Origin of the sequence: Amycolatopsis ponsaeliensis (assembly GCF_030182635.1) — a bacterium.
Taxonomy (GTDB): domain Bacteria; phylum Actinomycetota; class Actinomycetes; order Mycobacteriales; family Pseudonocardiaceae; genus Amycolatopsis; species Amycolatopsis ponsaeliensis.
The window spans coordinates 55276-69253 of record NZ_JAPZLD010000004.1; the positions used below are offsets into that span (position 1 = coordinate 55276).

Below are 13978 nucleotides of genomic sequence, written 5' to 3' on the forward strand. Positions count from 1 at the left end.
GTGACCGAGTCCGTGCGCGTGCGGGGACGCCGTCCGCCGCACGGGGAACCGGTCATCGACCGGGCGTTGTCGCTGCTCTCGGCGTTCGACGCGGAGCACCGGACGCTCACGCTCGCCGAGCTGAGCCGCCGCGCCGAAATCCCGCCGAGCTCGGCACTGCGGCTCGCGAACCGCCTCGTGGACTGGGGAGCGCTGGAGCGCGACGACAGCGGGCGGTTCTGCGTCGGGCTCCGGCTCCTGGAGGTCGCGACGCTCGCGCCGCGCGGCCACGGGCTGCGGCAGGTGGCGCTGCCGTTCATGAACGACCTCGCCGAGGTGACCCACCAGCACGTCCAGCTCGCCGTCCGCGACGGCATGCAGGCGATGCTCGTCGAGCGGCTTTCGGCGCACCAGGCGACGCCGGTCGACTACCGCATCGGCGGGCGGCTTCCGTTGCACTCCACCGGGGTCGGGCTCGCGCTGCTGGCCTTCGCCCCCAAGGAAGTCCAAGAGGAACTGCTCTCGAAACCGGTCTACAGCGAGCCGGACAACCGCCTCATCCCCGCCGACGTCCTGCGCCGCACGCTCGCCGAGGTGCGCCGCGAACGGCTGGCGATCTTCCGGCGCGAGGACGAGCACCATTCGATCGTGTCCGTAGCCGCACCGGTGTTCGGCCGCGGCGACACGGTGACGGGCGTGCTCGGGGTCCTCGTCCCGAAGCGGGTCGCCCAGCCCCGGCGGCTCGGCTTGGCCGTGCAGACGGCGGCGCGCGGCATCTCCCGGGAGCTGGCCGGCCGCTGACGGGTCAGCGCAGGAGCGTCCCGAACGCGATCGTGAAGAACGCGGCGAAGGAGGAGCCGTCCTTGGCGGCGCGTTCGCCGACGATGGCGCCTTCCCAGGCGTTGACGAGGAACCGGGCGAGCACTTCCGGGTCCTGCGGCGACGTGACGGACCCGTCCGCCTGGGCTTCGCGGATGGTGTCCGCCACGGCGGCCGCCCAGCTCGCGAAGGCCGTCACCAGGCCGTCACGGATGGCGGAGCTGTGGTCGGCGGCTTCGTTGCTGAAGTTCCCGAACACGCACCCGCGCTCGTAGCCGTACTTTTCGATGTCCCCGGCGAGGAACTCGAAGTGGGCGCGCAACCGGGCCAGCGGCGCGACGGACCGGTCGGCGAGCTCCGGCACCCGCCGGGTGGCGCCGTAGCGCTCCATCACCACCAGCGCCAGCGCTTCCTTGCTGGCGAAGTGGTTGTAGAACGACCCCTTCGGCACGCCCGCGCTGTCGGTGATCAGCTTGACGCCGCAGGCGTTGTAGCCGTGCCGGTGGAACTGCTCGTACGCGGCGTCCACGATCTGTTCGCGCACGCTGGCCCTGGCCATCCGGTGCTCCTCCTCCGCGGGTGCGTCAAGCCGACGGGACCGGCGCGTTCGCCTGCCACCAGGCCGTGATCGCGCGAGCGTAACCGGCCGCGTCCTCTTCCCAGGCGAAGTGGCCCGTGTCGAGGACGTCGAGCCGGCTGTGGGGCAGCCGCTCGTGCAGGTACTCGGCGTTGGCCGGCGGCACGACCGGGTCGTTCCGCCCGGCGATGATCTGCACCGGTGTTTCGATGCCGGGCAGCAGGCCGCCCAGGACGGGGAGCTCGGCCGGGTACGCCCGGACGTAGGGCATCTGGTCGGCGAACCGCTGTCCCCGGTAGGCGGCGAGGTAGTCCTCGCGCACGACGTCGGGCAGTTCGTAGCCCTCGATCGTGCTCATCGCGAGCTTCACGACGTCCTTGGCGCCCAGCGCCCGGTACGGCGCCAGGTCCTCGGCACGCACCCAGTCGTCCAGCACGCCGCCGAGGTTCAGCGGGACCGACGCCCCGCCGGAGCCCACGGTGATACTGCGGAACCGGCCCGGATGGCCGGCCGCGGCGAACAGCGCGGCGCTGGTGCCGATGTCCGGGCCCACGACGTGCGGCCGCGCCAGCCCGAGCTCGTCGGCGATCCGCACGACGAACTCGCCCATCGCCCGCGGGGACAGCAGGTCCTCGCGCAGGTCGGAGTGCCCGAACCCGGGCAGGTCCACGGCGACCAGGTGGGCGTGCCCGGCCAGCCTCGACCAGGTGGCGTCGAAGGCGAACAGGCTTTCCGGCCACGGGCTCAGCAGCAGGGCGTCCGCTTCGCGCGGCCCGTCGCTTTCGGCGTAGCGGACGGACAAGCCGTCGATGGTCCGGAAGCGGGGCTTGATCTCGCTCATGTCCTCGTCCTCTCGACGATCCGATGACTCCAATATGACCGGTCGTCTTAAAGTCGTCAAGCGAGGTGACGCAGCGCACAAGGGGGCGCCTCAGAGGTGGCTCGGGCCGTCGACATGACGGCGGAGGGTGGACATGGCGCGGTGCTGGCTCACCCGGACCGCGCCCGCGCTGGACATGCCGAGCGTGGTGGCCGTTTCCCCGGCGGACAGGCCCAGGAGCACCCGCAGGACGACGATGTTCCGCTGGCGCGTCGCCAAGTGGCCGAGCAGGCGGTCCACCCGTTGCCGCCCTTCGGGATCCTCGACGGGGAAAGGGAGCTCGGGCCCCACGGCGGCGAGGTGCGCCACCGGCGAACTCGCGTCGCGGGTGCGGCGGCGCCGGACATCGACCACCTTGTGCGCCGCGATTCCGTAGACGAAGCCCAGGAACCTCTCGGTGTCGTACCGGTACCGGGGCAGTGCGCGCAGTACGCCGAGCAGGACCTCCTGGGCGCAGTCCTCCGCGTCGCCGTCGCGCTCGTTGCGGCCGCCCAGCCGCGCGCGGCAGTAGGTGAGCACCGCGGGACGGATCAGACCCAGTACCGCGTCCGTCGCTGCGGCGTCGCCCGCGATCGCCGACTGCAGCAGGGTGTGCTCCATCACCGGCATCGGTGCCGACCCCCGCCGCCCTCGTCGTCATCGGCCACCGGCGGTGCCGTGACGGCGATGACGTCTTGGTCGTCGACCCAGCACACCGCGGGTGAAGGGGTGTCGTCGGCGATGATGGGGACGCGGGTCCCGCGTGGGCCGAACTCGGGCCGCCCGGCGAGGAAGCCCGTTCGCGGCGAACGGGGATCCGATCCGCTGAACGTGACCCGCCAGCTCCCGAAGCTGAACGCGATCTGCCGTCGTTTCCCGGCCGCCATCGCCTGCACCTCGTCCGTCCGAGAGTTCCACGCGGATCGGGGAACCGCTGACGTGCCGAGGTCCGGGGCAGCGCGAACAGCCTAGGCGCTTTGCGCCACTCACCAGAAACAATCCCCCGGATGAGGGACCCCGAATGCGAACGGCGCGTTTCCCTTGGCGCGCTTCGGATTCGGGGCCGGGCGATTCCTCACACCGTGGTCGTCCGTTCCGGCTCGGGAGCCGGGACGGTCGGCGTGCCGGGGCCGCGGGTGGTGCCACGGGCGGCGAACCAGATCAGCGCGACTCCGCCGGCGAGCAAGAGCAGGCCCGTGCCGAGGACGAACGCCGCCACCCAGCCCAGCGCCGGGACCGTCGCGCCGGCTTCGACCTGCGCCACCACGCCGCGGGAACCGTCGGCGTTCAGCACCACGAGCGTCCAGTCGCCGTCGCGCACCGGCCACACGAGCGTCTGGGTGCCCAAACCGGTCGTGCCGGCCGCCCAGATCCCGGCGTCCGCCGGTCGCGTACCGAGCACGCCGCCGGGGTGGATCGTCGTCACGGCACCGGTTTCCGTCAGGTCCGTGACGGTGGTGTACTCCGCCGCGGCGAGGTAGCGCTCGACGTCCGCGGTCCGGGCGATGCCGACGAAGACCGGTTTCCCGGTGCCGGTCGCGCGGATCCGTGTCTCGCCGACCGTCGCGGCCCAGCCGGCGGCACCGGCTTCGACGCCGTGGAGCTGGATCGGGTCGCTCGTGAGGGCGTACCCGCCGGCGGAGAAGGTGTTCGAGGCGGTGAAGTAGCCGTCGGCGTCGCGCTGGGTGCGGTCCGCCCACAGCACGGCCGCGCCCCCGGTGAGCAGGCCGGCCGAAACCAGGACGAGTGCCGCGCCCGCGATCGCCGCCGCGGTCCGGCCGCCGGTCCAGGCGGCGCGTGCGGGGGACGGCGTGTCCGGTGCGGGTACCGGTGCCGCGCCGTCCGGTTCGGATCCGCCCTGGTCGAGGCGGAACGGCGGGTAGGCATCCGTCAGCAGGGACACGTACGCGGCCACCCGCAGCACCCAGCGGTCCAGGCCGAGCACGAAGTCGAAGAGCGGCCGCGGGTACCGGCCGGTCACCAGCAGGACGACCCCGGCCACGAGCACGAGGACGCCGACCAGCCCGCCGGCCGCCCACGTGAAGCCGTCCGAGCCGGTACGGCCGGTCAGCCAGCTGCCGCCACCGGCGAACAGGCCGACCAGGACGAGGTGCGGGAGGGCCAGCAGCCACGACTTCACCAGGACGAGCCCGCGGGAAAGGCGTTGCGGGTACTCGACTTCCAGCCGGGCCGGGTAGTCCGGCACGTCGGCGAGCGTGAACGGCGGATACCGGTCCGTGCCGAGCGCGCTGGTCGCGTAGAACTGGACGCGCCAGCTCCAGCGCAGGACCCCGACGGTGAAGGCGAAGAGCGGCCGCGGGTAGCGCCCGGTCACCAGGATCGCGAAGAACGCGACGACGCCGACGAACGGGTAGGCGACCCACAGGACCGCCAGGATCAGGTAGTGGGGGACCGCGAGCACCCATTTCACCAGCCAGAGCCAGCGCGACAGGGGTTCGTCGAGCCGGCCTTCGACCCGGACGGGGCAGGTGCGTGGGGCGGTCATCGGTGGTCCTTCCTCGACGCGTGCTCATGCCACGCCGATGCGGGCCCCTGGTCCCGATCGGCGTTCGCCGTGGCCGCCGCCGATCGCCGTCGTGGTCGCGACGCGCCGGAGGTGGCCGGGGTCTGCGGCCGAACCGCCGGTTCAGGCCGCGTTCCCCTCTCCAGCCTGGTGCCACGCGGCCCGCGGGCCAGGGTCCGGCGACCCCGGATCCCCGGCGAACGTCACCGGATCGGGAGCGCCGGTCTAGGCCGGCGATCGCTCGCCGGGCCGGGTGCCCCCGTTCCGGCCAGGGTCGCCGTGGCCAGGCCCGCCACGAACGCGCCGGGGGAGCCCGCCTCCGCGAAGAGCGCGCGCTGGCGCTGTGCGCCGGTCTTCCCGGCCCGCACCACGGCGAGCTGCCGCTCGACCGCCGCCAGGTCCCCGGCGGCCAGCAGGGCCGGCCCGGCGTACTCCAGCAGCCCGTCGACGATCTGCCGCTGCGGGACGAGTTCGCCGGTGAAGGGGTCGATGCCGTGGCCGGGGGCGCCTTCGCGGGCCGCGGCAGTGAGGGACGCGAGCACCAGCCGGTCCGGAACCGGCCGGGGCGCGACCCCGGCCCGGGCCTCCGCGAGGATCGTGCCGACGAGCGCGCGGGTCAGGCCCGCGAGCAGCACCGCGTCCTCGACGGTCAGGCCGACGTCCGCGATCCGGACCTCCACCGTCGGGTACTTCGGCGAGAGCCGGGCGTAGAAGTAGACGCCGTGGGCGTCCATCGCCTCACCACGGCGTACCGCGTCGTCGACGCTCGCGGCGTAGGCGGCCGCGTCCGGCCAGTCGAGCGGGGGAAGCGCGGTCGGCCATCGCGACCACAGGGGGTACCGGCCGTCGGCCCACCCGGTGTCCGCGCCGTGCGCGAACGGCGAATTCGCGCCGAGCGCCAGCAGCGGGGCGAGCCAGGGCCGCAGTCCGGCCAGCACCCGGACGCCGAGCGCCGGGGACGGGATGCCGACGTGCACGTGGCAGGCGCACGTGCCCGCCTGCGGGATGAGCGAAGGGAACCGCGCGGCCAGCGCCTGGTACCGGGGTTCGGCGGTGACGCCGGGCAGTCCCGGCAGGTCGCCGCACGGCGGCGTCCCGGACGCCAGCACCAGGCAGCCGGCGTGGCCGGCGGCGTCCGCCACGAGCCCGCGCAACCCGAGCAGCTCCGCCCGGATCCCGTCGAGGCCGGTGTGGATCCCGGTGGCGGTTTCGATCTGGAAGCGCAGGAACTCCGGCGTCACCGCGGGCTCGCCGTCGAGCAGTTCCAGCACCCGCGGCGCCGCGAGCGCCACCCCGCCGGTGACCGGGTCCGCGAGGACGAATTCCTCCTCCACGCCGAAGGTGAGCGGATCTCGTTCGAGCGGCGGAAGGCGCACGGGCAAGGTCCGCTCCGTTCCTCGGTGGGATCACCAGTCTCATTCGCCGGGACGTGCCGGAGAAAGGGCCGCCGGTCACCCGTCGGAGGCCATTCGGCCCTTCCGCGGACCGCCAGGGCGGACGGCCTCGGGTACTCTGCGGAGGCGCTTCCCGCCGTGGGGAATCGCCGATCGCAGAACCGGGAAGCGCTGAGCAGGGTGTCCACTATCCGTGACGAGTGGGGTGAGAACTCCTCACTGGGTCGCCTGTGGGCGACGCTGACCACCCTGGCCGGGGAACGGGGCCGGGCGGTGTCCGTCGAATTCGTGTGCGCGGTCGCCGCGGAACGGTTCGGCGCCGAAGGGGCCAGCCTGATCGTGACCGGGACGACGGGGGTGGCGGAGCTGCACAGCTCGATCGGGGAGCTCGGCCGCCGGATCCCCGAACTCGAGGTGACGGTGGGGGAAGGCCCCATCCGGGACGCCCTGGAGCTGGCGTCCCCGGTGGTGATCACCGATCTCGACGCCGAACCGGTCCTGCGCCGGTGGCCGCTGTTCGCGCCGCTGGCGGCCGAGGCGGGCGCGAGGGCGTGCTTCGCCTTCCCGCTGGCCGTCGGGGTGGTCCGGGCCGGCGTGCTCGTCCTGCTGCACGGCACGCCGATCGCGCCGGGGGCCGCGACGCTGCGGGAGGCGCTGGTGTTCGCCGACCTGCTGCTGGCGATGCTGATGGGGGAGCAGGTCACCCGGATCGGAAAGGTGCCCGGGCCGGCGGAGGACGGGTTCCCGATCGTCGGACCCGAAGTGCACCAGGCGACCGGGATGATCGCCGCGCAGCTCGACACCGATCCGGACACCGCGTTCGCCCGGCTGCGGGCGCGGGCCTTCGCCGACGAGCGCCCCCTGTCCGAGGTCGCGGCCGACGTCGTCGCCCGCCGGCTGCGCTTCGACCCCGATCCGGACCTGCGATGACCGAGACCGGCGGCGGTAAGCTGCCCGGGTGGGAAGGACGCCGATGCGCGAGGCCGGGCTGATCGACACCCTCGTCGAGCTGGCCGACACGTTGACCGGCGATTTCGACCTGATCGACTTCCTGCACCTGCTCGCGGGCCGGTGCGTCGAGCTGCTGGACGTCGACGCCGCCGGCGTCCTGCTCGCGCACCCGCACGGCCGGCTCCAGGTGGTCGCCAGCGCCGACGAAGCGCCGGAGGTCATGGAGCTGTTCCAGATCCAGGTCGAGGAAGGGCCGAGCCTCGAGGCCTGGCAGGGCGGCGAACCGGTGGGCCACCCGGATCTCGCCGACGGCGAAACCCCGTGGCCCCGGCTGCGGCGGATGGCCGCGACGGCGGGGTACGCGGCGGTCTACGCCGTCCCGATGCGGCTGCGTGACGAAAACGTCGGGGCCCTCTGCCTGTTCAAGGGCACCGCCGGCGAACCCGGCGGGGATTCGGTGCGGGCGGCGAAGGCGATGGTCGACGTCGCCACGATCGGCCTCATCCAGGCGCGGACGGCCCGCCAGCACGAAGTCCTCGTCGAGCAGCTGCAGACGGCGTTGAACAGCCGGATCGTCATCGAGCAGGCGAAGGGCTTCGTGGCCGAGCGGCTCGGCGTGGACGTCGCCGCGGCGTTCGGCCTGCTGCGTGACTACGCGCGGTCGCGGGGCCGCCGGCTGACCGCGGTCGCCGGCGAGGTCGTCACCCGCTCGGCGAACGTGCGTGATCTGTTCGACAACGGTCCGCCGCGGTGATTCGGGCAATTCCGGTCCTGTTTCTCGCCGGTGCACGTGAATATTCCCGTTCCTTCGGGAGAAACTGTCGGGGATTACCCGTCCGGCGGGTTTCCCGGTACCGGGTATCGCCTAAAGTCTGATTTCGGACCGCCCCGGACCCTGGTGGTGATATCCAGTCCCCACCTGGAATCGGAGGCGTTCCGATGGTCCCTTTCCCCGCATCGCGTGCGTCCGGGCCGTGAAGGCGCAACCGCGGCCGTTCCGGGTCGAGGTGGGCGATCTCGAAGCGCTTGAAGCCGCGACCCGCGCGTTCCGCGCCCTGGACTACCAGTACGGCGGCGGGTTCTGCCGCGCCCCGCTCGCCGCGTTCGGCTCGTGGACGGCGGTGCTGCGCAAGGGAAGCGTCCCGCCGCGGCTCCGCCGCCGGCTGTGCCGGGCACTGGCCGACCTGCACAACCTGCTGGCGTGGACGGAGTTCGACGCCGGCCGCGACGAGGCCGCCCTGCGGTCGTTCGACATCGCGGCGGAGCTGGCGGCGGAAGCCGGGGACCACGACCTGCTCGCCAACATCCGCTACCGGCGCGGCCGGTTGCACCTGCACCGCCGCGCGGTCGACGAGGCGCTGGCCGAGTTCGAGCAGGGCCGGGCCGCGGTCCGCCGGGGGCCGTACGCCCGGACGCAGGCGATCCTGTCGGCCAACCAGGCCTGGGCGTGGGCGATGCGGGCGGACGAGACCGCCGCGTTGCGGCACCTCGGCCAGGCGGCCGACGCGTTCGCCGCCGGCTCCGCGGCCGCGCCGTGGTCCCGGTTCTTCGGCGAGAACGACCTTTCCGCGATGACCGGGACGGTCCGGGCCGAGCTCGCGTGCACGGTGGACCCCCACCACGCGGTCCGTGCGATCCCGTTCCTCGCCGACGCGGTGGCCGCCTACGGGCCGGAGATGAGCCGGAGCCGTTCGCTGACGCAGATCATGCTCGCCCTCGGGCACGCCCTGCGCGGTGACGTCGAGGAAGCCGCGCGCGTGGGCGCCGAGGCCATCGGTGCCGCGCGCGAGATCCGGTCGGTGCGCGCCCAAGGCCGCCTGCGGCCGCTGGAGGCCGCGCTCCGCGACGGGCCGTCCAGCCGCGAGGGCCGGGAGCTGCTGACCCGGATCGCCGAGTTCCGGGCGGAATCCCGGGCCGGGCCGGAGGGCTGATCCGCTCGGGCCTTTCTCGCACCGCGGGGCGAGAAAGGTTCGTTCGGCCCCCGGGTCGAGGACGGTTGACCCTGGGCCGGCCGCGGCCGGAGTGGACACGATGGCCGGAGGCCGCCCATCCGCGTCACGCGGACCGGGCCGGCCGGTCGTCGAGAGGATTGCGCATGCTGATCCGGATCAGCACGGACCGGACCCTGCACGGCGGCGAGGAGCTGATCCGGCACTTCGAGACGGAGCTCGCCGCCCGGCTGTCGCGGTTCGGCGACCACCTCACGCGGCTGGAAGTCCATTTCGGCGAAGAAACCACGGCCGACGGGCCGGTCCGGCGCTGCGTGCTCGAGGCCTGGCCGGCCGGACGGCGAGCGGTGGCCGTCAGCCACCACGCCGGTTCGGTGGGCGAGGCGTGCCGGGGTGCCACGCACAAGCTCGAGAGCGCGCTCGACAGCCAGTCCGGCCGGACGGACCACCACAAGGGTGGGGACTCCATCCGGCACCACGACGGGCGCGCCGGCGCATGACCGATGCCAGGAAAGGGATCCGATCGTGAAGCCCATCGCCGTCGACGTCCCGCGTCCTCGCCGCCCGCTGCTGGAGATCCTGCCGCCGCCCGGTACCCCGCAGCCGCCGGCCCACCGCTACCAGGACCTGACGATCACCGAGGAGTGGTGCGGCCCGGCGCTGGTCATCGCCGTGGACGGCGAGGTCGACCTCGGCACGGCGCCCCTGCTCCGCCACGTCCTCGACGCGGCGCTGACCCGGGCACCGCGGCGGGTGGTGGTGGACCTGTCGTGCGTCCGGTTCTTGAACACGGCGGGGCTGGTGGTGCTGATCGACGCGCACCGGCGGGCCGGCCCGGGAACCGACGTGCGGCTGGTGGCCACGACCCGCTCGACTTGGCGGCCGTTGCAGCTGACTCGGGCGTATGAACGGTTGGCTATCCACTCTTCGCGGACGGCGGCTCTTGCTGCGCCGCGAAGTCCTCGCTGTTGACGGTGCGGGTTCCGGCTGTTGCGGATCACCCGGGCGTACGAAGCTCTCGCTGCGCCGCGAAGTTTTTCGCCGTTGACCTGCCGGGTTACCGCCGCCGTGCCTCGCCATTGGCGGTGGGGTTCGGCGGTTCCGCGGGGCGTTTCGCTTGACTTGGCGGCTGTTGCGGCAGTGGCCCTCGCCGCGTCGTGCAGCCCTCGCTGCTGACCGGTCGGGTTACCGCCGCCGTGCTTGCGGGGTGCTTCGCCAATGGCGGTGCGGGCTCGACGGTTCCACCGGCCGTCCCGCGCGCGCGGAGCCGGCCGGGGCGTCGGCCGCCGGCGGGCGGCCCTCGGCTGCCGCGAGGCCGAGGACGGCGAGCAGCAGCGCGCAGTCGTCGGCGTCGTGCGAGCCGGAGGCGACCACGCGCACAGCCTGGTGGCGCTGCTCCCTCGTCAGGGCGAAGGGATCCGTCGTGTCCTCGGGCGGCCACGACCGCGCGCCGCTCATCGGACCGGGGCCGGGCGCGCGCTCGGACGGGGCTTGGTGTGGGCTGTCATTCCGGCTCTCCGGTCGGCTTCGACCACAGCTGTGGTGCCGCCGGGGACCGGGGCGGAGTCGCCGGGGGCCTGCTGGCTCCCGGACCCCCGAATGTAGTCCTCCCGGCCGAGGGCCGGGGACGGCAAACGGGTTGGAGTGTTCAGCACGGCACCGGGGGAGGGGCGGCCCCGCTGAGCCGTACTGCACTCGCGGCGCTGCCGCCCACCCCGCCGCAGTGCCCGCGCACGCGGCAGCCGTTGCCGGACATGGCTTTCGACCCGGGTGGCGGTGAGCCGTGCGCCCGCGCCGACCGGACGTCAGGCGTTCTGCGGACCCGGGACCGGCGTCCGGCCGACGGAGCCGGAAGCCACGGCGCTGTTCGTCTTCTGCCGCACCAGGAAGACCATCACCGCGCCCAGGACGCCCGCGATCGCGAACACCACGAAACCCAGCGACGACAGCCCGCCCGCGACGAGGATGCCGCCCAGCCACGGCCCGAACACCGCGCCCGTCCGGCCGACGCCGGACACCCAGCCGAGCGCCGTGGCCCGGCTGTCGGCGGGGTAGTACGCGCCGACCGCCGCGTAGATGAGCGTCTGCGCGCTGAACAGCCAGGCGCCCGTGAGGAACACGACCACGTACGTCACCAGCAGTGGCATGTGCACCGCCAGCAGCCCGACGCCGCACGCGGTCAGCGCGAACCAGATGATCGCGACCGGCCGGGCCCCGAACCGGTCCGCGAGCCGCCCGGCGACGAGCATGCCCGCGATCCCGCCCAGGTTGATCACCAGCAGGAAGCTGATCGCGGAGCCGAGGTTGTAGCCGCTGCCGCGCATCATCGTCGGCAGCCAGGTGTTCACGCCGTACACCAGCAGCAGCCCGGCGAACGACGCGATCCAGAACAGCACCGTCGTCATCCGCACCGACGGCGTGAACAGCCCGCGCAGGCCACCGCGGCGGTCTTCGGCCGGCTCCGGCGCGAACGTGTCGAGCGAAACCGCGAACTTGTCCGCGATCGCCCGTGCGCGGTCGGTCTTTCCCTTGGCCAGCAAGAACGTCATCGACTCCGGCAGCAGGAGGACGACCGCCGGCAGCACCACCACGAGCAGCAGCGCGCCGATCCAGTACACCGAGCGCCACCCCATCGACTGGACGAGCGTCATCCCCAGCGCGCCGGCCAGCGCCCCGCCGGCCTGGTGGGCCGTCATCACGGTGGTGACGGCGAGGTTCTTCCGCCACGCCGGCGCGTACTCCATGACCATCGCGATCGCCGACGGCAGCAGCCCGCCGAGCCCGATCCCGGCGACGAACCGCGCCGCGCCGAAGAACTCGACCGTCGGCGCGGCGGCGCAGGCGGCCGCGGCCAGGGAGAAGACCGTCACCCCGGTGATGATGATCTTCCGGCGGCCGGTGCGGTCGGTGAGGATGCCGGCGCCGAGCGCGCCCAGCATCATCCCGAACGTCGTCAGGCTGCCGATGGTCCCGCCGCTGACCGGGGTCAGGCCGAAGCTCTTGTCGGCCAGCACTCCCGGCAGCGTCGCCCCGTAGACGAACAGGTCCAGCCCGTCCAGCAGGACGAGGACCCAGCACAACGCGGTCACCCGGATGGAGAGCCGGACCGTGGCGGCGGCCGTGCCGCCGAGTTCTCGTGTGGACATGCTCGTCCCTTTCGTCCCGGGGTGGCGAAGGAGTCCGAAGCTACATCCGATGAGATATTGAACACAAGACTTGCGTCAAGATTGTTGACAATCCTGTGTATCAGCTATGTGTGCAAGTTGGTCACGGGCGGCGGACGCGACGTCGGCGCGCACGTCCAGCTCGCGGAGCATTTCCGTGGCCGCCGCCATCTCGGACGTCCGGCGGACGGCGTGCTTGACCGAGCCGTCGACGAGCCGGTCGACCGTGGCGGCGTTCGCCGAGGTGAGCTCGTCGACGATGATCTTCCGCAGCCAGTCCTCGCAGCCCGCGGCGCGTGCGGCCGTCAGGGCTTCGACAACGGCGGCCGACATGCCCTTGAAGAACACGCTGCGCAGGAGCTTGCGCTCGGCGGCGAGCCCGGCGTCGCCGGCCATGACCTCGACCGCGGCGCCGAACGAGTTCAGTGTGGTGGCGACGGTCTCGGCGGCGACGCCGGTGGCGAGCATCGGGACGCGCAGGCCGCGGCCCGGCACCGGCGCCATGATCGCGATGTCGGTGAACGGCACGCCGTGCCCGGCGGCGATGTCCGCCAGCTTGCGCTTGGTGCCGGGGGAGGCGGTGTTCAGGTCGGCCCAGGCGGCGCCGGTCTTCAGGCCGGCCAGGCCGGCTTCGAGCGCGCCGACGGCCGCGGCGGAGCTGTTCACGCTGAGCACCAGATCGGCGCCTTCGGCGGCTTCGGCCTCGGAGCCGGTCGCGACGACACCCTTAGCGGCGGCGACGGCCGGGTCGTAGCCGCGCACGACGGCCCCGGCGGCGACCAGGTCGCGAGCGAGCGCGCTGCCCGCTTCGCCGAGTCCGAGTACCGCGATGGTTCCGGTCATAGCAGAATCCTCTCTACAAGCTACGATCGAGTACACGATGTTCTCGACAAAATTGTCAACAAACGGAGCCGGGGTATGACGGAGAGTGCTGCGGACGGGCAGCCGGGGGAGCGTTCCGTGGTGGCGGCCATCCGCGACGCGATCGTCCGTGGCGAGTTCGTCCCCAATCAGAGGCTGGTGGAGGCGGACCTCTCCAGCCAGTTCGCCGCGAGCCGCGCGACGGTGCGCGCGGCGCTGATCGAGCTGACCAACGAGGGGCTCGTCGAGCGCGTGCAGAACCGCGGCGCCCGGGTGCGCGCGGTGTCGCTGGACGAGGCCGTCGAGATTTCCGAAGTCCGGATGATGCTGGAGTCGCTGTGCGCGGCGAAGGCGGCGGAGCGCATTTCCGACGCGGAGATCGGCGAGCTGAAGGAGCTCGGCGAGCTGATGCACCAGGCGGTGGCCGGCGGGGACGTGGTCGGGTATTCGGGCCTCAACCAGCGGCTGCACCGCAGGGTCCGCGAGATCAGCGGCCAGCGCACGGCGGCGCAGGTGCTGGAGAGGCTGCGCGGCCAGAGCGTGCGCCACCAGTTCCGGTTGGCGATGCGCCCGGGCCGGCCGCAGGTCTCGCTGCCGGAGCACTTGGCGATCATCGACGCGATTTGCGCACACCACCCGGAGCGGGCGGCGGAGGCGGCGCGGGCGCACTTGGGGAGCGTGATCGAGGCCCTCAAGGCGGCTGATGCCGCGGAGGTTTCGCCGCTCCACCGCTGATCCGCGGCTGGGCCCGGAAGGCCAAGGTGGGGGTGGGTGGCCGCGCCCGAAGGCCGCAGAGGATGGGGGGCCGCGCCGGACGCCACGTTGGGTTCGTGGGGGTGCGCCGAGCGGCGCCTCGGGTAGGTGGGCCGCGCCGGACGCCACGTTGGGAGCGTGGGGGTGC

General features: G+C 73.2%; 16 protein-coding genes. 7 read left to right on the forward strand and 9 right to left on the reverse strand.

What is annotated here, in order from left to right:
- Positions 1–780 carry an IclR family transcriptional regulator gene (locus QQ657_RS07475; RefSeq protein WP_284741344.1) on the forward strand — a complete coding sequence of 260 codons (780 nt, stop codon included), beginning with the start codon at positions 1–3 and terminating at the stop codon, positions 778–780.
- 4 nt (positions 781–784) lie between these two features.
- Here QQ657_RS07475 and QQ657_RS07480 read toward each other — a convergent pair whose 3' ends face one another.
- The 6 genes from QQ657_RS07480 to QQ657_RS07505 all read right to left on the reverse strand — a co-directional run bounded on the left by QQ657_RS07480 (position 785) and on the right by QQ657_RS07505 (position 6134).
- Positions 785–1357 carry a TetR/AcrR family transcriptional regulator gene (locus tag QQ657_RS07480; RefSeq protein ID WP_284741345.1) on the reverse strand — a complete coding sequence of 191 codons (573 nt, stop codon included), beginning with the start codon at positions 1355–1357 and terminating at the stop codon, positions 785–787.
- A gap of 25 nt (positions 1358–1382) precedes the next feature.
- Positions 1383–2216: an alpha/beta fold hydrolase gene (locus QQ657_RS07485; RefSeq protein ID WP_284741346.1), complete on the reverse strand. Its 834-nt coding sequence runs from the start codon at positions 2214–2216 to the stop codon at positions 1383–1385.
- Between the two features lie 90 nt (positions 2217–2306).
- The gene (locus QQ657_RS07490) at positions 2307–2864 is read right to left on the reverse strand and encodes a sigma-70 family RNA polymerase sigma factor (protein WP_284741347.1); all 558 of its coding nucleotides are present in this window, start codon (positions 2862–2864) and stop codon (positions 2307–2309) included.
- Positions 2855–3121, reverse strand: a complete 267-nt coding sequence (locus tag QQ657_RS07495; RefSeq protein WP_284741348.1) for a hypothetical protein — start codon at positions 3119–3121, stop codon at positions 2855–2857. The genes QQ657_RS07490 and QQ657_RS07495 overlap by 10 nt, the downstream gene beginning before the upstream one ends.
- Positions 3122–3309: 188 nt before the next feature.
- A complete protein-coding gene (locus tag QQ657_RS07500; protein WP_284741349.1) occupies positions 3310–4740 on the reverse strand; it encodes a DUF4389 domain-containing protein in 1431 nt (476 codons plus the stop codon).
- Between the two features lie 221 nt (positions 4741–4961).
- Positions 4962–6134: a carboxylate-amine ligase gene (locus tag QQ657_RS07505; RefSeq protein ID WP_284741631.1), complete on the reverse strand. Its 1173-nt coding sequence runs from the start codon at positions 6132–6134 to the stop codon at positions 4962–4964.
- A gap of 198 nt (positions 6135–6332) precedes the next feature.
- Here QQ657_RS07505 and QQ657_RS07510 point away from each other — a divergent pair, with 198 nt between their 5' ends.
- The 5 genes from QQ657_RS07510 to QQ657_RS07530 all read left to right on the forward strand — a co-directional run bounded on the left by QQ657_RS07510 (position 6333) and on the right by QQ657_RS07530 (position 10024).
- Positions 6333–7082 carry a GAF and ANTAR domain-containing protein gene (locus tag QQ657_RS07510; RefSeq protein WP_284741350.1) on the forward strand — a complete coding sequence of 250 codons (750 nt, stop codon included), beginning with the start codon at positions 6333–6335 and terminating at the stop codon, positions 7080–7082.
- Positions 7083–7110: 28 nt separating this feature from the next.
- Complete coding sequence (locus QQ657_RS07515) at positions 7111–7857, forward strand: GAF and ANTAR domain-containing protein (RefSeq protein ID WP_284741351.1); 747 nt, start codon at positions 7111–7113, stop codon at positions 7855–7857.
- 220 nt (positions 7858–8077) lie between these two features.
- The gene (locus QQ657_RS07520) at positions 8078–9034 is read left to right on the forward strand and encodes an NsdA family TPR-like regulatory protein (RefSeq protein WP_284741352.1); all 957 of its coding nucleotides are present in this window, start codon (positions 8078–8080) and stop codon (positions 9032–9034) included.
- Positions 9035–9198: 164 nt separating this feature from the next.
- A complete protein-coding gene (locus tag QQ657_RS07525) occupies positions 9199–9552 on the forward strand; it encodes an HPF/RaiA family ribosome-associated protein (protein ID WP_284741353.1) in 354 nt (117 codons plus the stop codon).
- A gap of 25 nt (positions 9553–9577) precedes the next feature.
- A complete protein-coding gene (locus QQ657_RS07530; protein WP_284741354.1) occupies positions 9578–10024 on the forward strand; it encodes an STAS domain-containing protein in 447 nt (148 codons plus the stop codon).
- Between the two features lie 213 nt (positions 10025–10237).
- Here the strand turns inward: QQ657_RS07530 and QQ657_RS07535 are convergent, their stop codons facing one another.
- From QQ657_RS07535 to QQ657_RS07545, 3 genes are all read right to left on the reverse strand, one after another.
- On the reverse strand, positions 10238–10510 hold the full coding sequence (locus QQ657_RS07535; RefSeq protein WP_284741355.1) for a hypothetical protein: 273 nt from the start codon (positions 10508–10510) through the stop codon (positions 10238–10240).
- A gap of 347 nt (positions 10511–10857) precedes the next feature.
- Positions 10858–12198 (reverse strand): MFS transporter, encoded by a 1341-nt coding sequence (locus tag QQ657_RS07540; protein ID WP_284741356.1) that lies wholly within the window; start codon positions 12196–12198, stop codon positions 10858–10860.
- Positions 12199–12273: 75 nt separating this feature from the next.
- Positions 12274–13059: an NAD(P)-dependent oxidoreductase gene (locus tag QQ657_RS07545; RefSeq protein WP_284741357.1), complete on the reverse strand. Its 786-nt coding sequence runs from the start codon at positions 13057–13059 to the stop codon at positions 12274–12276.
- Between the two features lie 75 nt (positions 13060–13134).
- On the opposite strand from QQ657_RS07545, the gene QQ657_RS07550 reads away from it, so the two are divergent.
- Complete coding sequence (locus QQ657_RS07550; RefSeq protein ID WP_284741358.1) at positions 13135–13812, forward strand: GntR family transcriptional regulator; 678 nt, start codon at positions 13135–13137, stop codon at positions 13810–13812.
- Positions 13813–13978: the final 166 nt, after the last annotated feature.

Bases quoted from the DNA above. Each gene is read 5' to 3' on its own strand.
- QQ657_RS07540 (WP_284741356.1), bottom strand. From the start codon at position 12,198: ATGTCCACACGAGAACTCGGCGGCACGGCCGCCGCCACGGTCCGGCTC.
- QQ657_RS07480 (WP_284741345.1), bottom strand. From the start codon at position 1,357: ATGGCCAGGGCCAGCGTGCGCGAACAGATCGTGGACGCCGCGTACGAG.
- QQ657_RS07535 (WP_284741355.1), bottom strand. From the start codon at position 10,510: ATGAGCGGCGCGCGGTCGTGGCCGCCCGAGGACACGACGGATCCCTTC.
- QQ657_RS07485 (WP_284741346.1), bottom strand. From the start codon at position 2,216: ATGAGCGAGATCAAGCCCCGCTTCCGGACCATCGACGGCTTGTCCGTC.
- QQ657_RS07500 (WP_284741349.1), bottom strand. From the start codon at position 4,740: ATGACCGCCCCACGCACCTGCCCCGTCCGGGTCGAAGGCCGGCTCGAC.
- QQ657_RS07495 (WP_284741348.1), bottom strand. From the start codon at position 3,121: ATGGCGGCCGGGAAACGACGGCAGATCGCGTTCAGCTTCGGGAGCTGG.
- QQ657_RS07525 (WP_284741353.1), top strand. From the start codon at position 9,199: ATGCTGATCCGGATCAGCACGGACCGGACCCTGCACGGCGGCGAGGAG.
- QQ657_RS07550 (WP_284741358.1), top strand. From the start codon at position 13,135: ATGACGGAGAGTGCTGCGGACGGGCAGCCGGGGGAGCGTTCCGTGGTG.
- QQ657_RS07545 (WP_284741357.1), bottom strand. From the start codon at position 13,059: ATGACCGGAACCATCGCGGTACTCGGACTCGGCGAAGCGGGCAGCGCG.
- QQ657_RS07490 (WP_284741347.1), bottom strand. From the start codon at position 2,864: ATGCCGGTGATGGAGCACACCCTGCTGCAGTCGGCGATCGCGGGCGAC.